Below are 17,306 nucleotides of genomic sequence, written 5' to 3'. Positions count from 1 at the left end.
GTCCGATGCTATGCCCCGACCGGGGGCCCCCTCTATTGGCCTGTCCGCCCCTCGGTCTGGTTCGCTGGGGACATGGAGATTTTGTGGTTGCTGTTCTCGATCGGCCTGCTCGTGGCCATCGTCGGCCCGTACATACGGCGCAAGCGCGGCGGCATCCGGCTGGCCGCGCCCGGCAGCCCCGACGCCGCGGACCCCGAGAACTACGGGTTCGCGCGGCAGGAGCAGCTCGACATCCGCGTGCCCGGGCCCGACCAGGACCTGATGGACGCCCTCGGCAACGTGCAGCGCAGCGGAACGTGGCAGGCGGCGTCGGGGCTGCTGGCCGGCACCCCGAAGGAGGGCGAGCGGCGCTGGCAGCGCGTGCAGGCCTTCGGCGGCGCGGCGGCGCTGGAGCTCGTACAGCAGCCGGGGGCGGGCGCGCAGTGGCTGAAGGCCTGGCGGCTGGAGGCGGAGAAGGACGCGGGCGGCGCGCAGGTGCACGCCGAGCTGCTGGTGCAGCAGGCGTGGCGGCACTCGGGCGGGGTCGGTTCCGACGACCACCGCATCATCCTGGAGGAGGCCCGGGAGGCGTGCCGCAAGGCGGCGCTGCTCGCGCCCGGCGACCCGGTCCCGTACATCACGGAGCTGGCGATCGCCCGCGGTCTGGCCTATCCGGAGGCGGAGTTCGACGCGCTGTGGGCGAAGGTCATCGACCGCGCGCCGGACCACATGGGCGCGCACATCGCGGCGCTGCACTACTGGGGCGAGAAGTGGCACGGCTCGCGGGAGAAGGCCGACGCGTTCTCGCACGCGGCGGCGGCCCGCGCCCCGCGGGGTTCGCTGCTGGCGGCGCTGCCGCTGTTCGCGCTGTACGAGAACCTGCCGGACGTGGTCCTGGTCGGAAGCTTCTGGCAGAGCGCGGTCGTGACGCGGGCGGTGGAGGGCGCGCTGTACGCGGTGCACACCGCGCGCCAGGACGACCCGATGCTGGCGCACGTACGGCACCTGCTGCTGTCGTTCCTGGTCAGCATGGAGCGCTGGGCGGAGGCGATGGAGCAGGTGCGGCACGTCGACGGTTACGTGGGCGCGCTGCCGTGGTCGGCGACGCCCGACCCGGCGGCGGCGTACGCGGTGCACCGCGCCCTGGCCGTCGCGGGCTACGAGGCGAACGGCGGCTCCCCCGCGACCCTGCCGCGCTGACCCGCGCACGGCGCCGGGGCCGGGGCGGCGGGCGGCGGGGGCGTGACGGCGGCTCGGCCGGCGCTCACCGAGGGCCCGCCGTCAGCCGCGGGCCCTCGGCGGTCAGCGGCGGGGTGGCCGGGGAGGGGCGGGAATCCCGGCCCGCCCCCGGTCGTTCACACTGCAACAAGGAGGGAATCCATGTTCTCGTACCGCCGCACGCCCGAGCTCCCCACCCGCGAGGAGGCCCTCACGGGCCGTCCGGAACCGCTGTTCGCCGTCCCCGACCGCCACACCGTCCTCGGCAACCCGCTCTCCGGGCCCTACCCCGCCGGCCTGGAGGTCGCCGACTTCGGGCTGGGCTGCTTCTGGGGCGCGGAACGCAAGTTCTGGCAGACCCCGGGGGTGTGGACCACGCTCGCCGGATACCAGGGCGGCTTCACCGAGAACCCCACGTACGAGGAGGTCTGCTCGGGCCGCACCGGCCACACGGAGGTCGTCCGGGTGGTCTTCGACCCGTCGGCCGTCTCCTACGAGGCCCTCCTGAAGCTGTTCTGGGAGTCCCACGACCCCACCCAGGGCTTCCGCCAGGGCAACGACGTCGGCACCCAGTACCGCTCCGCCGTCTACACCCACTCCCCCGCCCACCAGGCGGTGGCCGAGGCCTCCCGCACGGCCTACCAGCAGGTCCTGACGGCCTCGGGCCACGGCGAGATCACCACGGCGGTCCTCCCGGCCTCCGAGCGCCCCTTCTGGCCGGCCGAGGCGGGCCACCAGCAGTACCTGGACAAGAACCCCGGCGGCTACTGCGGCATCGGCGGCACGGGCGTCTCCTGCCCGATCGGGGTGACCGGCGCCCCGTAACCCCCGACGGCCCCGGTCGCCGCGCCTCACCCGTTCGGGTGGGGCGCGGCCGGACCGTCATCCGCTCCCGTGCGGCGCGCCGCACGGGACGCGCCGCACGGGACGCGCCGTCAGATGGTCGCCGTGTCGATCACGAAGCGGTAGCGCACGTCGCTCGCCACGACCCGGTCGTACGCCTCGTTGATCTGGTCGGCGCCGATCAGCTCGATCTCCGCTCCCAGCCCGTGCTCGGCGCAGAAGTCCAGCATCTCCTGCGTCTCGGCGATGCCGCCGATCATCGAGCCGGCGAGGGTCTTGCGGCCGCCGATGACGGAGAACAGGTTCAGCGACACCGGCTCCTCCGGGGCGCCGACGTTCACGAACGCCCCGTCGACCTTCAGCAGCGCCAGGTAGGCGTCGAGGGGGAGCGGCGCGGAGACGGTGGAGACGATCAGGTCGAAGTGTCCGGCCAGCTTCTCGAAGGTGGTCTCGTCGCTGGTGGCGTAGTAGTGCGAGGCGCCCAGCTTGAGCCCGTCGTCCCGCTTGCGCAGGGACTGCGACAGCACGGTGACCTCGGCGCCCAGCGCGTTCGCGATCTTCACGCCCATGTGGCCGAGACCGCCGAGGCCGACGATGGCCACCTTCTTGCCGGGACCGGCGCCCCAGTGCCGCAGCGGCGAGTACAGCGTGATGCCGGCGCACAGCAGCGGGGCGGCGACGTCGAGGGCGACGCCCTCCGGAATCCGGAGAGTGTAGTTCTCGTCGACGACGATGTGCGTGGAGTAGCCGCCGTAGGTGGGCTCGCCGTTCTTGTCGAGGGCGTTGTAGGTGCCGGTCATGCCCTTGACGCAGTACTGCTCCTGGCCGCGCAGGCAGTACTCGCACTCCCGGCAGGAGTCGACGAAACAGCCGACGCCGACGCGGTCGCCGACCTTGTGCAGGGTCACGCCGGAGCCGACCTCGGCGACGACGCCGGCGATCTCGTGGCCGGGCACCATCGGGAAGATCGCCTCGCCCCAGCCCTCGCGGGCCTGGTGGATGTCGGAGTGACAGATGCCGGCGTACTTGATGTCGATGAGGACGTCGTGTTCGCCGACCGGGCGGCGCGGGACGGTGGTGCGCTCCAGCGGGGCCTTGGCGGCGGGGGCCGCGTAGGCGGGTACCTGGGTGACGGACATGGTGGGGCTCCTCAGCGGTGACGCGGTAGGGGTGTGCGGTGCGGCGCTGCCGTGCCGTGCGTACCGGTGGCGGCGCCCGCTCGTACCGGGGCGGCGTCTGCGCCGCGGTACGCGTTCCAGCGTGCCCCGCGCGGCGGGCCTCACCCAGCCCCCTGCCCTGCCTAGGACTGCCGGACCTACCACTGGCGGGGTCAGGCTGGGGCCCGCGCCCCGTGCGCCGCCCGGAGATACTGGCGGTATGGACCAGCTTGATCAGCGAGCCGAACTCGGCGAGTTCCTGCGCTCCCGCCGGGCCCGCCTGCGCCCCGAGGACGTGGGCCTGCCCGACTACGGGCGCCACCGGCGCGTCCCAGGCCTGCGCCGGGAGGAGCTGGCCCAGCTGGCGGGGGTCTCGGTCGCGTACTACACGCGGCTGGAGCAGGGCAACGGGCACAACGTGTCGGCGGAGGTCCTGGACGCGATCGCGCGGGCCCTGAGGCTCGACGACACGGAGTACACCCACCTGACCCACCTGGCCCGCCCCAGGACCCGCAAGCAGCGCAGCCGCGCGCACCGCCCCCAGCAGGTGCGGCCCGAGCTGCGCACGCTGATGGACGCGATGGACGGCGTACCGGCGTACCTGGTGGGGCGGCGGCAGGACGTCATCGCCTGGAACCGGCTGGCCGCGGCGGTCTTCGGGGACTTCGGGGCGCTGCCCGCGCAGGAGCGGAACCTGGTGCGGCTGGTGTTCCTCGACGCGGCGACGGCGGAGCTGTACGCCGACTGGGAGTGCCGGGCCTGCGAGGTGGTGAGCAACCTGCGGATGTACGCGGGCCGGCACCCCGAGGACGAGCAGCTCTCCGCGCTGGTCGGCGAGCTGTCGGTGAAGAACGAGGAGTTCCGGCAGCTGTGGGCGGCGCACACGGTGGCCGCGGACAAGACCCACGGGGTGAAGCGGCTGCGGCACCCGCTGGTGGGCGAGTTGAGCCTGGCGTTCGAGACCCTGCGGCTGCCCGACGACGCGGAGCAGGCGCTGGTGCTCTTCCACCCGGCGCCCGACTCCCCGTCGTCCGACGCCCTGCGGATGCTGTCGTCGTGGTCGACGCCGTCGGCCGCCCCGGAGCCCTCCCCGGCCCCGCCGCAGGCCCTCACCTAGGCCGGACGGGGCGCCCCGGCGCGCACGGAGAAGCGGACGGCGGGACCCTTTCGGGCCCCGCCGTCCGCCGGGTTCTCTCACGCGGACCGGGAGGTCAGACGGCCGCGCCGGCCTTCCACTCGGCCCAGCCCATGTTCCAGCCGTTGAGGCCGTTGTCGGGCTTGATGGTCTTGTCGGGGGAGTTGACCACGGTGACGACGTCGCCGATCAGCGAGTTGTCGAAGAACCAGGCGCCGGGCTGGTTCGGGTCGTTGGCACCCTTCGCGTCGTTCAGGCCGACACAGCCGTGGCTGGTGTTGGCGCTGCCGAAGATCGAGTCCGCTCCCCAGTAGTTGCCGTGGATGAAGGTGCCGGAGTTGGACAGCCGCATCGCGTGCGGGACGTCCTTGATGTCGTACTCGCCCTTGCCGTCGTCGTCCGTGAAGCCGACGGTGGCGCCGTTCATCCGGGTCTCCTTGAACTTCTCGGAGATCACCATCTGGCCGTTGTACGTCGGGTTCTCGGGGGAGCCCGCCGAGATCGGGATGGTCTTGAGGACCGCGCCGTCCCGGGTGACCGTCATCTTCTTCGTCTTCGCGTCGACCGTGGAGACCTGGCTGCGGCCGATCTTGAAGGTGACGGTCTTGCTCTGGACGCCCTGGACCCCGGGAGCGCCCTGCACGCCCTCCAGCGCCAGCTTCAGCGTGACGGTGGAGTTCGCCTGCCAGTACTGCTCCGGGCGGAAGTCGAGGCGCTGCGATCCGAACCAGTGGCCGACGACCTCCTGGCCGCTGCTGGAGCTGACGTTGATGGCCGCCTGGACGGCCTTCTGGTCCTTGATCGGCTTGTTGAAGGTGATCGAGACCGGCATGCCCACGCCGACGGTCTGACCCTCGTCCGGGATGAACGAGCCGACGAAGCTGTTCTCCGGAGAGACGGTCGTGAAGGAGGCGTTCTCGTGCGCCTCGCGCCCGTCGGCGTCCTTCGCGGTCGCCGCGAGGGCGTACTTCGTGGAGCGCTTCAGGGCGCCGTCGGGCTTCCAGCTCTTCCCGTCGGCAGCGATCTTGCCTGCCACGGCCGCGCCCTCGGAGCTCTTCAGCTCCACCTTGGTCAGGGTGCCGTCGGTGACGGCCACGTTGGTGGCGTCGTTGAGGCCGACGTTGGTCGCGCCGTCCTTGGGAGTGATGGCTATTCGGGCCTTGGACGCGTCCTTGGCCGCCGCCGCGTCGACGTCCGCCTGGGACTTGCTGGTCTCGCTCGCGCTCGGCTTGTCACCGCCCTCGCCGCTGCAGGCCGAGAGCACCAGTACGCCGCCGAGCACGGCGGATACGGCCACCAGGGACCTTCTCCGCCGCTTGCTGTCCGTCCTCAACACGTCACTCCATCGTCGCCGGGTACCCCGCGGCTGCCGTCGCGGGGATGGCCGGGCAGGGGACACAGCCCCCTGCCTCGTCCCTGACAACGCGTTGACGTCGGAGTGCGGTTCCACCATCCGTTGGGATGTGGGCAACCCCACGGTCAGGCGTTGTCGGTTTCTTGGTCGAAGTCCCCATCTTCCTCGTCCAGGTCCCACTCCATGGACTCGGGGTCGTATTCAACGGGCTCGCTGCTCCAGGAGGCCTGCGCGAGCTCCACCCCGGGGATGTCCACGACCAGGTCAGTGGGGTCGACGAGGTAGGCGAGGGCCTCCGACTCGTCCTCGCGGACGGCGGACTCGGCGTGGCCGCGCTCCTCGTCCGGCATGAACTCGTCGGCCTTGATGTGCGCGAGGGCGGCTCCGGTGAGTGCATCCGGATCGGGCACCTCCAGTACCAAATCGACCCGAAGCCGTACGTACCGTGATGTCTCAGAAGGTTCCATACGACGGAGGGTAAGCCCGGGGAACCCCCGGCTTTCCCACGACCCGCCCCTTTCCGTAGCATCACCGCACACGGCCAATTCGCTGCTGCCACAAGGGGGATCGCACCGTGTCCGCACGCCGACCGCTGCTCACCGCTCTCGGAGCGACCACCCTCCTCGCCGCCCTGTGGTTCGTACCCTCGGCGGGTGCCGCCGCGCCGGGTCCCGGCGCGGGCCGTTCCGGCGCGCCCGCCGCCGCGAACGGCACGGGCCCCGCCGCCACGGCGACGACCGGAACCATCACGGGCGGGGCCGTCCCGCACGCGGCCGGGAAGCCCGCGCCGCTCCTACTCGCGGACACCGGCTCCGTGGACACCACCCCGTACCTGCTGGGCGGCACCGCCTGCCTGGGCCTCGGGGCGGGCTTCGTGGTCTTCTCGGTGCGCCGCTCCCGGGCGGCCTAGAGCCGGAACCCGCGGGCGCCGGGGCGACGCCCCCGGAAACGGAAACGGAAGGGGCCGCCCCCCGTCGGGGGGCGGCCCCTTCCGCTGCGCGACGCCGGCCGGATCAGGCCAGCGGGCCCGTCACCGGTTCCACGGCGGCGAGGAGCCCGCCCGTACGGACGAACTCGTCCGCGGCGGCCAGGTCAGGGGCGAGGAAACGATCCGGCCCGGGACCCTGCACGCCCGCCGCCCGGGCGGCGGCGATGGCGGCGCGGCTGGCCGGGGCGGGGGTCAGCCCGTGGCGCAGCTCGATGGCGCGGGTGGCCGCGTACAGCTCGATCGCGATGATCCGCGTCAGGTTGTCGATGGCGGTACGGAGCTTGCGCGCCGCCGACCACCCCATGGACACGTGGTCCTCCTGCATGGCGGAGGAGGGGATGGAGTCGGCGGAGGCCGGGACCGCGAGCCGCTTCATCTCGCTGACCAGGGCGGCCTGCGTGTACTGGGCGATCATCAGACCGGAGTCCACGCCGGCGTCGTCCGCCAGGAACGGCGGCAGGCCGTGGCTGCGGTTCTTGTCGAGCAGCCGGTCGGTGCGGCGCTCGGCGATGGAGCCGAGGTCGGCGGCGGCGATGGCGAGGAAGTCCAGCACGTAGGCGACCGGGGCGCCGTGGAAGTTGCCGTTGGACTCCACGCGTCCGTCGGGCAGGACCACCGGGTTGTCGACGGCGGCGGCCAGCTCGCGGGAGGCCACGAGGGCGGCGTGCGCCATGGTGTCGCGGCCCGCGCCGGCCACCTGGGGGGCGCAGCGCACGGAGTAGGCGTCCTGGACCCGCGGGGCGGTCTCCTCCTGGTAGTGCCGGACGAGCCCGGAGCCCTTCAGGACGGCGGCCATGTTCGCGGCGGAGGCGCCCTGGCCCGGGTGCGGGCGGATGGCGTGCAGCTCGGGCGCCAGGACCTTCTCGGTGCCGAGCAGCGCCTCCAGGGTGAGCGCGGCGGTGATGTCGGCGGAGGTGTACAGCCTGCCGAGGTCGGCGAGGGCCATGACCAGCATGCCGAGCATGCCGTCGGTGCCGTTGAGGAGGGCCAGGCCCTCCTTCTCGCGGAGCTCGACGGGCTCGATGCCCGCCTCGGCGAGCAACTCGCCGGCGGGGCGTACGGTCCCGTCCGGGCCCTCCGCGTCACCCTCGCCCATGAGCGCGAGCGCACAGTGGGAGAGGGGCGCGAGGTCGCCGGAGCAGCCGAGGGAGCCGTATTCGTGGACGACGGGGGTGATGCCCGCGTTCAGCACGTCGGCCATGGTCTGGGCCACGGAGGGGCGGACTCCGGTGTGCCCGGAAGCGACCGTCTTCAGCCGCAGGAACATCAGGGCGCGCACGACCTCCCGCTCGACGCGCGGCCCCATGCCGGCGGCGTGCGAGCGGACGATGTTGCGCTGGAGCTGGGCGCGCAGCTCGGGGCTGATGTGCCGGGAGGCGAGGGCGCCGAACCCGGTGGACACCCCGTAGACGGGCTCGGGCTTGGCGGCGAGGGCGTCGACGATCGCGCGGGCGCGGGCGAGCGCGTCGAGCGCCTCGCCGGACAGCTCGATCCGGGCGTTGCCGCGGGCGACGGCGATGACGTCCTCGGCGGTGACCCCGGACGTCCCCACCACGACAGTGTGCATATCCATATTCAGCACCCTACGGACTGAATCCCTTCATGTCACTAGCGACTTCTACGAGGGCTCCTTACGCGGCTCCGGCCCGTGCCGCGGGAGGCGGGGACGGGGGCTCCCGACCGCGCCGGGGGAGGCGGGGGCAGGCGCGGGGCGGGCCGCGTTCCCGCCCCCGCGAGGTCCCGGGGGCCTGCCGGTCACTCGCGGCCGCGGAAGCGGCGGCGGTCGCCGGGCCCCTGGGGCGGGGCGTCCGCGAGGCGCACCACGGCCGTGTCCCGGCCCGCGACCACGGGCTTGGCGGAGCGCGCGGCCTTCGCCTTGTACTGGGCCGCGTCCGCAAGCCGGAACAGCCGCCGGGAGGACTTCACCAGCCCGATCGGATCCCCGGTGGAGGCCACCCCGATGGCGACGCCCTCCCCCAGCTCCAGCTCGGCCGCCCGGGCGCACACCTCCTCGGCGACCCGTACCACCTCGTCCGCCGTGGGCCCCGCGCTCACCAGGCAGAACTCGTCCCCGCCCAGCCGCGCCACCAGCGCGCCCGGCAGCATGGCACCGCACAGGCTCAGCACGGACCCGAACCGCTCCAGCAGCCGGTCGCCCATCGCGTGGCCCAGGGTGTCGTTGACCCTTTTGAGCCCGTTGAGGTCACAGACGGCCAGACTCACCACGGCCCCGGTGCGCCGGTGCTCCTCCAGTGCCTCGTCGAGCCGCATGTCCACCGCCCGCCGGTTGGCGAGCCCGGTCAGCGGATCGGTGAAGGCGAGGCGCCGGGCCTCCGCCAGCCGCTCGTTCTGCGCGAGCCCCGCCGCGACCACCGCGGCGAGGACGGTCGCGAACTCCGCGTCGTCCTCGTCGAAGTCCGGAAGGCCCTCGTCCCGGGCCACGTACAGCTCCCCCCAGGCCCTCCCGCTGAGCACGATCGGCGCCACCACGCACGTACCGCGCCCGCGGCGGCGCAGGCACTCACCGCGCCGTCCGGGACGGTTGCCCGCGGCGCTCTCGACCCAGGCGTGCGGGCCGCCGCCGCCGGCCCAGCGCTCGTGCAGGAACTCGGTGATCTCGGGGAAGTCGTGCACGGGGTAGGACTCGTCCTCGGGGAACTCCTCCTCGCCGGCCCGCCGCTCCCCCTCGTTCACGAGCACCCGCAGGCGGCCCCGCTCCCGCTCCCAGGCGGAGATCGCGGCGAACGACCCGTCCATCGCCACCCGCGCCCCGCGCGCGGCCGCCCGCACGCTGTCCTGCGGCGCGCACGCCGCGGCCATGGCCTGCGCGAGTCCCACCACGGCCCGGAGCCGTGCGTCTACGCCCATCACCCCAGGTTAGGGGGTTTGTCTGATTTAGTGATAATTTGGCGCGGCATTCCACCACCCCGAAGTCCCGGCGCCACCCGGCCCGGGCCCGGGCCGGGTGGCGCCGGGGCACGGCCGCTGACGGAGCCAGGGGACCCGACGCCGGCGCAACCGGTCCGGTACGGGAGGCGGGCCGTCGCACGGCGGCTCCGCACTACGGCCGTTCGACCGGCCGCGGGCCGAGCCGCCGACAGCGGCTGCTCGCCGGGCGCTCGCGCGGGGCCGGGCGGCGCCACGCCCGACCTGGGCCGGGCCGGTCAGGCCCGGCGTGGCGGGGCGGGGCGAGGCATGACCGGGCCAGGCCGGGCGCCGCCGGACCAGGGCCGGGCCTGACCGGGCCTGACCGGGCCTGGGCCTGACCTGGGCCTGACCTGGGCCTGACCTGGGCCTGACCTGGCCCGGCCAGGCCTGGCCTGACCTGGGCCGGGCCGGGCCGGGCCGGTTAGGTTCGGCGTGGCGGGGCCCCGCCTGGGCCGAGCCGGACAGCGCCGGGCCGGGCCGGTCAGCGCACGGCCGGGGCTACTGCCCGGGCCAGTTCGGCTTCCGCTTCTCGTTGAACGCCGCCACGCCCTCCGCGCGGTCCCCCGAGAAGGCCACCGTGCGCCAGGCCGCGTCCTCGATCTCCAGACCGGCCTGGAGGTCCATCCCGTGCCCCAGCCGCAGCGCCCGCTTGGCCGCCCGCAGCCCCACCGGGGAGTTCGCCGCCATCCGGGCCGCCAGCGCCAGTGCCTCCGCCGTGTCCGTACCGGCCGCGACCACGGAGTCCACCAGCCCCAGGGACAGCGCCTCGGCGGCCTCGACCCGGCGCGCCGTGAAGATCAGCTCGGCGGCCCGGGCCGCGCCCACCCGGCGCGGCAGCAGCTGCGTGCCGCCGCCGCCGGGGATGACGCCCACGGACACCTCGGGCAGGCCGACCACCGTCGTCTCGTCGGCGACGATCACGTCGCAGGCCAGCGCCAGCTCGAAGCCGCCGCCGAGGGCGTACCCGTGCACCGCCGCGATCGTGGGCATCGGCAGCTCCAGCACGCCCCCGTACGCCCCCCGCGTGGTCGGCCGCTGCCGTACCAGCTCGGCGTCCGACAGCGAGTTCCGCTCCTTGAGGTCCGCCCCGACACAGAAGGCCCGCTCGGCGGCCGAGGAGACGACGACGACCCTCACGGACGGATCGGCGGCGAGACCCGCGCAGGCCGCCCCGATGGCGCGGGCCATCTCGGTCGAGACCGCGTTCATGGCCTTCGGGCGGTCCAGGACCAGCTCCACGACCCCGTCATCGCCGTGGCGGCGCACCGATACGAATTCCGACTCGACAGCCGACGGTTCCACTGGCACAGGCCCTCCCGGTTAACGAACGTTACCGGGATCCTAGGGGGTGCCGTCCGCGCCGGACCAGGCCCGCACCCGTCGCCCGCACGCCGCACCGCACACCGCACCGCACACCGCACCGCACACCGCCGCCGCCGCACCGCACACCGGCCGCCCGCATCTCCCCGGGCCCGCCGGAGGCCCGCGCCGCGCCCGGCACCCGCCCGACCGGTCCGCGGCCCCGACGCCCCCGCCCGGCCACCCCGCCGCACGGGTGCGCCCGGCCCCGCTGCGCGCACCCCGCCCACCCGGCCGGGAGGCCCTACGCCGAGCCCGCCCGCTTGCGCCGCGTCAGCGACCACGGTTCCACGACGCCGAGCCCGCGCACGGGCCGCTGCCACATCGGCTGGAGCGCGAAGCGGTACCCGCCGCCGCCCTCCTCCGACTCGGCCTCCTTCTCCGACACCGGCGCGGCCCCGGTCCGGCCCAGCTCCTCGGCCATCGCGCCGTCCACCAGCACCGCGTCCTTCGGCGCTATCGACGTCAGCCTGCTCGCCAGGTTCACCGTGGTCCCGAAGACGTCGCCCATCCGGGTCGTCACCGTGCCGAAGGCGATCCCGACCCGCAGCTCGGGCATCTGCGGGTCCGCCTCCATCGTCTCGATGAGCCGCAGCGCGATCTCCGCCGCCGTCGCCGCCTCGTCGGCGCAGTACAGCACCTCGTCGCCCAGCGTCTTGATCAGCCGGCCGCCGTGCGCGGCCACCAGGTCCGCCGCCGTCGTCTCGAAGGCCTCGACCAGCTCGCCGAGCTCCTCCTCCTCCAGCCGCCGCGTCAGCCGGGTGAAGCCCACCAGGTCCGCGAAGCCCACCGCGAGCCGCCGGTCGACCATCTCCTCGTCGTCCGCCACCTGCACCACCCGCCCGGTCGCGGCCGCCAGCTGGCGCCGCCACACGTAGACGAGGAACTCCTCCAGCTCCGGCAGCAGCAGCTCGACCAGCGGGTACGTGACCTCCGTACGGGTCATCCCCGGCTCAGGCGGCTCCGTCAGCCCCTCCAGGAACGAGTCGATCTGCCACTCCGCCAGCCGCGCCGTGGTCTGCCCGGTGGACCGCGCCACCTGCACCGCCATCGGCTCGGACAGCAGCCCGGCCTCCACCAGGCCCGCGAGCCGGCGCAGCGCCAGTACGTCCGCCTCCGTCAGCGCCTTGGCCTGGCCGATGTCGGCGAAGCCCATGGCCCGCCAGAAGCGCGAGGCCAGCTCCATCGAGACGCCGGCACTGCGGGCGGCCTGGAAGGGGGTGTAGCGGCGCTCGGCGCCGAGGATCAGCTGCTCCAGCCGGATGGCGAGCGGATCCGCCGTCGGCTGCGCCGTGTAGTCGACCTCGTGGTGGGACGTGTGCTGGTCCCGCCCGATGGGGGTGCCGGGACCGGTCCCGGGCCCGTTGGAGGAGGCGCTGGGCGAAGGGTCGTCGACGGTCAAGGGCCGCCTCCTGTCCATTCCGTGCGCAATGCCCTGCCGAACCGGTTGATCACCACGAGCACTGGGATCGCCTAAACCATACGGCAGGTGTGCCGTAGCTCACTCCCCCTGCTCGTTCTTTGAGCACTCCCCCGCCCGCGCCCAGGTCGGCCCGGCCCCTGGGCCGTACGGGGGAAACGGGCGGGGAGCCGCGTGGACGGCGGGGCGGGGCGGGAAACGGGCGGGGAGGCGGCCCCGGCGGTGCCTCAGTGGACGGAGCGCAGGTGGATCACGTCGCCCGCGCCCACCGCCTCGTGCCGGTCCTCGGCCGTACGGATCACCAGGCGGCCGTCGGCGTCCACCGCTTCGGCCGTTCCGGTGAGGGTGCGCCCGCCGGGGAGCTCCGCGCGCACGTGCCGGCCGAGGGTGGCGCAGCCCGCCGCGTAGGTCTCCTGGAGGCCGCTGGCGGCGGGGTCTCCGCCGGCCGCGCGCCAGTTCCCGTACCACTCCTCCAGGGACCGCAGCACGGCCCGCAGCAGGGGGTCGCGGTCGGTGACGGACGCCTTGGCCAGGGCGAGGGACCCGGCGGCCGGCACCGGCAGCTCGTCCTCGGTGAGGGTGACGTTGAGCCCGATCCCGAGAACCACTCCTTCGGCGACCCGCTCGGCGAGGATCCCGCCGGCCTTGCGCTCGTCGCCGTCCACGGTGACCAGCAGGTCGTTGGGCCACTTGAGGGCGGTGTCCACGCCCGCCGCCCGGGACAGCCCGGTCGCGGTGGCGACCCCCGCCAGCAGGGTCAGCCAGCCCCAGCGCTCCTGCGGCACCGCGTCGCCCGGCTTGAGCAGGACGGAGAAGAACAGGCCGGACCGGGGCGGCGCGACCCAGCTGCGGTCGAGCCGCCCGCGCCCGGCGGTCTGCTCCTCGGCGACGAGCACGGCCCCCTCGGGCAGCGTCGCGGCCCGGGCGGCGAGGTCGCTGTTGGTGGACCCGGTGGCGGGGACCACCTCCAGGGAGGTCCACAGGCCTCCCTCGACGACGAGGGCCCGCTGCAGGCCCGCGGCGTTGAGCGGCGGCCGGTCCAGGCTCGACCAGCGTCCGGCGGAAGCTCCGGCTGATGCATCTGAAGGCGTCATGCAACCCAATGTAGGTGTGTCAAACGCCGCACTGCCGAGCGCCATGCCCGCCGATACGCTACGCACCAGTAGCCAGCAGTAGTCAATCAATTGACCAGGCCGTTGACACCACGCAGGGAGCCGCGACCCCGATGTCACAACCGTCAGAGCCGATCGACATGCACACCACCGCGGGCAAGATCGCGGATCTGCAGCGCCGCGTCGACGAAGCCACCCACGCCGGGTCCGCGCGGGCCGTGGAGAAGCAGCACGCCAAAGGAAAGCTGACGGCGCGCGAGCGGGTGGCCCTGCTCCTGGACGAGGGGTCCTTCGTCGAGCTCGACGAGTTCGCCCGGCACCGCTCCACCAACTTCGGGCTGGAGAAGACGCGGCCGTACGGCGACGGCGTCGTCACCGGCTACGGCACCGTGGACGGGCGGCCCGTCGCCGTCTTCTCGCAGGACTTCACCGTCTTCGGCGGGGCCCTCGGCGAGGTCTACGGCCAGAAGATCATGAAGGTCATGGACTTCGCGCTGAAGACCGGCTGTCCGCTCGTCGGCATCAACGACTCCGGTGGCGCCCGCATCCAGGAGGGCGTCAGCGCTCTGGGCATGTACGGCGAGATCTTCCGCCGCAACGTTCACGCGTCCGGCGTGATCCCGCAGATCAGCCTCGTCGTCGGGCCGTGCGCCGGCGGCGCCGTGTACTCCCCCGCCATCACCGACTTCACGGTCATGGTCGACCAGACCTCGCACATGTTCATCACCGGCCCGGACGTCATCAAGACCGTCACCGGCGAGGACGTGGGCTTCGAGGAGCTGGGCGGCGCCCGGACGCACAACGCCACCTCCGGCGTGGCCCACCACATGGCCGGGGACGAGAAGGACGCGATCGAGTACGTCAAATCGCTGCTCTCCTACCTGCCGTCGAACAACCTCTCCGAGGCCCCTGCCTTCCCCGAGGAGGCCGACACCGCGGTCTCGGACACCGACCGCGAGCTCGACGTCCTCATCCCGGACAGCGCGAACCAGCCGTACGACATGCACACCGTGATCGAGCACGTGCTGGACGACGCGGAGTTCCTGGAGACGCAGTCCCTGTTCGCCCCGAACATCCTCACCGGCTTCGGCCGGGTCGAGGGCCACCCGGTCGGCATCGTCGCCAACCAGCCGATGCAGTTCGCCGGCTGTCTGGACATCGACGCCTCCGAGAAGGCGGCCCGCTTCGTCCGGACGTGCGACGCGTTCAACGTCCCGGTGCTGACGTTCGTGGACGTACCGGGCTTCCTCCCGGGCACCGACCAGGAGTACAACGGGATCATCCGGCGCGGCGCGAAGCTGATCTACGCCTACGCCGAGGCCACCGTCCCCCTGATCACCGTCATCACCCGCAAGGCCTTCGGCGGTGCCTACGACGTCATGGGCTCCAAGCACCTCGGCGCGGACCTCAACCTGGCCTGGCCGACCGCCCAGATCGCCGTGATGGGCGCGCAGGGCGCGGTCAACATCCTGCACCGGCGGACCATCGCCGAGGCGGAGGCCGCCGGCGAGGGCGAGGAGACCCGGGCGCGGCTCATCACCGAGTACGAGGACGCGCTGCTCAACCCGTACACGGCCGCCGAGCGCGGGTACGTCGACGCGGTGGTGATGCCGTCCGAGACGCGCGCGCACGTGGTGAAGGGGCTGCGCCAGCTGCGCACCAAGCGGGAGTCCCTGCCGCCGAAGAAGCACGGCAACATCCCCCTCTAGACCGCCGAGACCGTGAGGAGCGCACAGTGGTGATCAAGGTCGTCAAGGGCAATCCGACCCCGGAGGAGCTGGCCGCCGCACTGGCGGTGGTCCAGGCGCGTGCGGCGGCGCTGGCATCGGCACCGTCGGAGGCGCCGCGGGTGCCCGACGCGTGGTCCGCGCCGTCCCGGCTGGCGGCGCACCGGCTGCCGCAGCCGGGGCCGGCCGCGTGGGGCCGTACGTACTGGCCGGGCTAGCCCGCGCGCGAAAGATGGTGTGAACGGGGGGTGGCGCCTGAGTACGGGTACTCAGGCGCCACCCCCGTCCCGGGGCCAGGATCGGGGCATGCTCTGGTCCGATCCGAAGAACGAGCCCCCGAAGGACATGCGCGACGCGCAGGCGATGATCCGGCGGCTGACCCTGGTCCTGGGGCTCGCGATGCTCGTGGTGGTCTACGTCCTGGGCGTCGGCTTCTAGACCGCGTCCCGCGCCGCTCTCCCGGGCGCCGGCTTCCGGACCGCGGTCCGCGCCGCTTCCCGGGGCGTGCCCCGCGACCGCTCTCCGGGGCCTCCTCCGGGTCGTCCCGGACCGCCTCCGGGGGCCCCGTCCGCGCGCCCCTACGATGGCCCCCATGACTGCCGAACCGCGCTCGCTCGTCCTCGCCTCCGCCTCCCCCGCCCGGCTGAACCTGCTGCGGCAGGCCGGCCTCGCCCCGCACGTGATCGTCAGCGGTTTCGACGAGGACGCCCTTCAGGCCGACTCGCCGTCCGAGCTGGCCCTGGCCCTCGCCGAGGCCAAGGCCGGCGTCGTGGCGGGCCTGGAGGAGGCGGCGGGCGCCCTGGTCATCGGCTGCGACTCCGTGCTGGAGCTGGACGGCGAGGCCCTGGGCAAGCCGGCGGACGCCGAGGAGGCCACCGCGCGCTGGAAGTCGATGCGCGGGCGGTCGGGCGTGCTGCGCACCGGGCACTGCGTGATCGACACGGCGGACGGCCGCCGGGTGTCGGCCACGGCGTCCACGACGGTCCGGTTCGGCGAGCCGACGGACGCGGAGGTCGCGGCGTACGTGGCCAGCGGCGAGCCGCTCCACGTGGCGGGCGCGTTCACCCTGGACGGGCTGTCGGCGCCGTTCATCGACGGCATCGACGGGGATCCCGGGAACGTGATCGGCCTGTCGCTCCCGCTGCTGCGCTCCCTGCTCGGCGAACTGGATGTATCCATCACGGATTTGTGGGCCTGAGCTCCCCGAACGGCGGTGGCGGCGGCGTGTCCCGGGCCGCCGCGCGGCCCTCGGGCACCGGGGCGTAGAGCATCAGGACCAGGACGAGCAGACACAGGATCAGCATCAGCGCCACGAAAGCGGCCCAGCCGACGAGTGCGACGGCGAGGATGCCGAGCACTCCGTGGGTGACGGCGGCGGTGAACAGGACGATGCGGGCGAAACGGCCGGGGGCCCGGTCGCGCACGGCGGCGACGGCGACGAGCACGGCGCACAGCACGAGGAAGGCTCCCATGCCGGCGCCGAGTCCGTACGTCGCCGTGGACATGAGGTCCGGGTCGCTCCCCGCGATGGACATCGACTGGTTCTGCGTCGTGCGGCCCAGCACGACGTGCACGAGCACGAGCACCGCCGCTTCCGCGACCAGCACGATCGCGGCCAGTGCGGCCACGAGTCTGCGCAGCACGACGTCCACCCCCCACACGTCACAAGCGTGTTCGACGCCTGGAGGCTACTAACGGGTAAACGTGCGGACAAGGGGTCGGGCCCCCTGGGTTGCGGAAGGAGCCCCCGGCGTGGCGATCAGGCAAAGAAAACGCGGGCCGTTCGTAGGGACTCCACAAAGAATCACCCGGGCCCGCTGACCGGCCGGACAGAGACCCCGGCCACACGACAGGGTTACTGTGCAGTCGGGGATCCCCCTGACCTGGGGCGCCACAAGGGTTTTCCGCTGGATCGGACCACGCGTCACATTCCGTGTGGGCAAGGTCACCACCGGGAAAGGGTCGAAAGGCCGTGTGGGCTGTCCCTAAACTCAGCTTGTTTTCAAGGAGGGAGCCATCGTGCGCAAGGTGCTCATCGCCAACCGTGGCGAAATCGCTGTCCGCGTTGCCCGGGCCTGCCGGGACG

18 protein-coding genes are annotated in these 17,306 nt (G+C 73.4%); 9 read left to right on the top strand and 9 right to left on the bottom strand.

Going from position 1 to position 17,306, the window contains the following annotated elements; translation table 11 throughout:
• The first annotated feature begins 72 nt into the window (after window positions 1-72).
• Together ACFWW8_RS29235 and msrA are read left to right on the top strand one after the other, a co-directional pair.
• Complete coding sequence (locus tag ACFWW8_RS29235) at window positions 73-1,179, top strand: hypothetical protein (protein ID WP_386533212.1); 1,107 nt, start codon at window positions 73-75, stop codon at window positions 1,177-1,179.
• Window positions 1,180-1,359: 180 nt separating this feature from the next.
• Window positions 1,360-2,022 carry a peptide-methionine (S)-S-oxide reductase MsrA gene (msrA, locus tag ACFWW8_RS29230; protein ID WP_386533209.1) on the top strand — a complete coding sequence of 221 codons (663 nt, stop codon included), beginning with the start codon at window positions 1,360-1,362 and terminating at the stop codon, window positions 2,020-2,022.
• A 110-nt stretch (window positions 2,023-2,132) separates the two neighbouring features.
• Here the strand turns inward: msrA and ACFWW8_RS29225 are convergent, their stop codons facing one another.
• Window positions 2,133-3,179 carry an NAD(P)-dependent alcohol dehydrogenase gene (locus ACFWW8_RS29225; protein WP_386533206.1) on the bottom strand — a complete coding sequence of 349 codons (1,047 nt, stop codon included), beginning with the start codon at window positions 3,177-3,179 and terminating at the stop codon, window positions 2,133-2,135.
• A gap of 238 nt (window positions 3,180-3,417) precedes the next feature.
• Here ACFWW8_RS29225 and ACFWW8_RS29220 point away from each other — a divergent pair, with 238 nt between their 5' ends.
• On the top strand, window positions 3,418-4,314 hold the full coding sequence (locus tag ACFWW8_RS29220) for a helix-turn-helix domain-containing protein (protein ID WP_386533204.1): 897 nt from the start codon (window positions 3,418-3,420) through the stop codon (window positions 4,312-4,314).
• Window positions 4,315-4,408: 94 nt separating this feature from the next.
• Here ACFWW8_RS29220 and ACFWW8_RS29215 read toward each other — a convergent pair whose 3' ends face one another.
• Both ACFWW8_RS29215 and ACFWW8_RS29210 read right to left on the bottom strand, forming a co-directional pair.
• Window positions 4,409-5,665, bottom strand: a complete 1,257-nt coding sequence (locus tag ACFWW8_RS29215; RefSeq protein WP_386533201.1) for an Ig-like domain-containing protein — start codon at window positions 5,663-5,665, stop codon at window positions 4,409-4,411.
• A gap of 146 nt (window positions 5,666-5,811) precedes the next feature.
• The gene (locus ACFWW8_RS29210; RefSeq protein WP_386533198.1) at window positions 5,812-6,153 is read right to left on the bottom strand and encodes a hypothetical protein; all 342 of its coding nucleotides are present in this window, start codon (window positions 6,151-6,153) and stop codon (window positions 5,812-5,814) included.
• 107 nt (window positions 6,154-6,260) lie between these two features.
• Here ACFWW8_RS29210 and ACFWW8_RS29205 point away from each other — a divergent pair, with 107 nt between their 5' ends.
• Window positions 6,261-6,596: a hypothetical protein gene (locus tag ACFWW8_RS29205; protein ID WP_386533195.1), complete on the top strand. Its 336-nt coding sequence runs from the start codon at window positions 6,261-6,263 to the stop codon at window positions 6,594-6,596.
• 103 nt (window positions 6,597-6,699) lie between these two features.
• Here ACFWW8_RS29205 and hutH read toward each other — a convergent pair whose 3' ends face one another.
• From hutH to ACFWW8_RS29180, 5 genes are all read right to left on the bottom strand, one after another.
• Window positions 6,700-8,241: a histidine ammonia-lyase gene (gene hutH, locus ACFWW8_RS29200; protein ID WP_386533360.1), complete on the bottom strand. Its 1,542-nt coding sequence runs from the start codon at window positions 8,239-8,241 to the stop codon at window positions 6,700-6,702.
• Between the two features lie 188 nt (window positions 8,242-8,429).
• Window positions 8,430-9,542 carry a diguanylate cyclase domain-containing protein gene (locus ACFWW8_RS29195; RefSeq protein WP_386533192.1) on the bottom strand — a complete coding sequence of 371 codons (1,113 nt, stop codon included), beginning with the start codon at window positions 9,540-9,542 and terminating at the stop codon, window positions 8,430-8,432.
• A gap of 558 nt (window positions 9,543-10,100) precedes the next feature.
• Window positions 10,101-10,904: an enoyl-CoA hydratase/isomerase family protein gene (locus ACFWW8_RS29190; protein ID WP_386533189.1), complete on the bottom strand. Its 804-nt coding sequence runs from the start codon at window positions 10,902-10,904 to the stop codon at window positions 10,101-10,103.
• 301 nt (window positions 10,905-11,205) lie between these two features.
• Window positions 11,206-12,363, bottom strand: a complete 1,158-nt coding sequence (locus tag ACFWW8_RS29185) for an adenylate/guanylate cyclase domain-containing protein (RefSeq protein ID WP_383932227.1) — start codon at window positions 12,361-12,363, stop codon at window positions 11,206-11,208.
• 245 nt (window positions 12,364-12,608) lie between these two features.
• Entirely contained in the window at window positions 12,609-13,475 is an 867-nt protein-coding gene (locus tag ACFWW8_RS29180) for a biotin--[acetyl-CoA-carboxylase] ligase (protein ID WP_386533186.1), read from the bottom strand.
• A gap of 131 nt (window positions 13,476-13,606) precedes the next feature.
• Between ACFWW8_RS29180 and ACFWW8_RS29175 the strand changes: the two genes are divergently transcribed.
• From ACFWW8_RS29175 to ACFWW8_RS29160, 4 genes are all read left to right on the top strand, one after another.
• Entirely contained in the window at window positions 13,607-15,202 is a 1,596-nt protein-coding gene (locus ACFWW8_RS29175) for an acyl-CoA carboxylase subunit beta (protein WP_386533183.1), read from the top strand.
• A 26-nt stretch (window positions 15,203-15,228) separates the two neighbouring features.
• A complete protein-coding gene (locus tag ACFWW8_RS29170) occupies window positions 15,229-15,438 on the top strand; it encodes an acyl-CoA carboxylase epsilon subunit (protein WP_386533180.1) in 210 nt (69 codons plus the stop codon).
• Window positions 15,439-15,526: 88 nt separating this feature from the next.
• Window positions 15,527-15,658, top strand: coding sequence for a morphogenic membrane protein MmpB (mmpB, locus tag ACFWW8_RS29165; protein WP_267718349.1), 132 nt, complete (start codon window positions 15,527-15,529; stop codon window positions 15,656-15,658).
• Between the two features lie 145 nt (window positions 15,659-15,803).
• Window positions 15,804-16,418: a Maf family protein gene (locus ACFWW8_RS29160; protein WP_386533178.1), complete on the top strand. Its 615-nt coding sequence runs from the start codon at window positions 15,804-15,806 to the stop codon at window positions 16,416-16,418.
• Here the strand turns inward: ACFWW8_RS29160 and ACFWW8_RS29155 are convergent.
• Entirely contained in the window at window positions 16,399-16,881 is a 483-nt protein-coding gene (locus ACFWW8_RS29155) for a hypothetical protein (protein ID WP_386533175.1), read from the bottom strand. The two genes, ACFWW8_RS29160 and ACFWW8_RS29155, sit on opposite strands and share 20 nt — an antisense overlap.
• Before the next feature lie 358 nt (window positions 16,882-17,239).
• On the opposite strand from ACFWW8_RS29155, the gene ACFWW8_RS29150 reads away from it, so the two are divergent.
• Window positions 17,240-17,306: biotin carboxylase N-terminal domain-containing protein (locus ACFWW8_RS29150; protein ID WP_373303219.1), on the top strand; the 67-nt coding region annotated here is incomplete at its 3' end.

This window comes from Streptomyces sp. NPDC058701, from assembly GCF_042715295.1.
Taxonomy (GTDB): domain Bacteria; phylum Actinomycetota; class Actinomycetes; order Streptomycetales; family Streptomycetaceae; genus Streptomyces.
The sequence above is the reverse complement of the archived record's forward strand: the minus strand, read 5'-3'. Positions and strand labels throughout refer to the sequence as shown.

What these genes read in the sequence shown, in the direction of transcription:
- ACFWW8_RS29160 (WP_386533178.1), top strand. Translation starts at nt 15,804, where the DNA reads ATGGCCCCCATGACTGCCGAACCGCGCTCGCTCGTCCTCGCCTCCGCC.
- ACFWW8_RS29210 (WP_386533198.1), bottom strand. Translation starts at nt 6,153, where the DNA reads ATGGAACCTTCTGAGACATCACGGTACGTACGGCTTCGGGTCGATTTG.
- msrA (WP_386533209.1), top strand. Translation starts at nt 1,360, where the DNA reads ATGTTCTCGTACCGCCGCACGCCCGAGCTCCCCACCCGCGAGGAGGCC.
- hutH (WP_386533360.1), bottom strand. Translation starts at nt 8,241, where the DNA reads ATGCACACTGTCGTGGTGGGGACGTCCGGGGTCACCGCCGAGGACGTC.
- ACFWW8_RS29225 (WP_386533206.1), bottom strand. Translation starts at nt 3,179, where the DNA reads ATGTCCGTCACCCAGGTACCCGCCTACGCGGCCCCCGCCGCCAAGGCC.
- ACFWW8_RS29175 (WP_386533183.1), top strand. Translation starts at nt 13,607, where the DNA reads ATGTCACAACCGTCAGAGCCGATCGACATGCACACCACCGCGGGCAAG.
- ACFWW8_RS29235 (WP_386533212.1), top strand. Translation starts at nt 73, where the DNA reads ATGGAGATTTTGTGGTTGCTGTTCTCGATCGGCCTGCTCGTGGCCATC.
- ACFWW8_RS29220 (WP_386533204.1), top strand. Translation starts at nt 3,418, where the DNA reads ATGGACCAGCTTGATCAGCGAGCCGAACTCGGCGAGTTCCTGCGCTCC.
- mmpB (WP_267718349.1), top strand. Translation starts at nt 15,527, where the DNA reads ATGCTCTGGTCCGATCCGAAGAACGAGCCCCCGAAGGACATGCGCGAC.
- ACFWW8_RS29195 (WP_386533192.1), bottom strand. Translation starts at nt 9,542, where the DNA reads ATGGGCGTAGACGCACGGCTCCGGGCCGTGGTGGGACTCGCGCAGGCC.
- ACFWW8_RS29180 (WP_386533186.1), bottom strand. Translation starts at nt 13,475, where the DNA reads ATGACGCCTTCAGATGCATCAGCCGGAGCTTCCGCCGGACGCTGGTCG.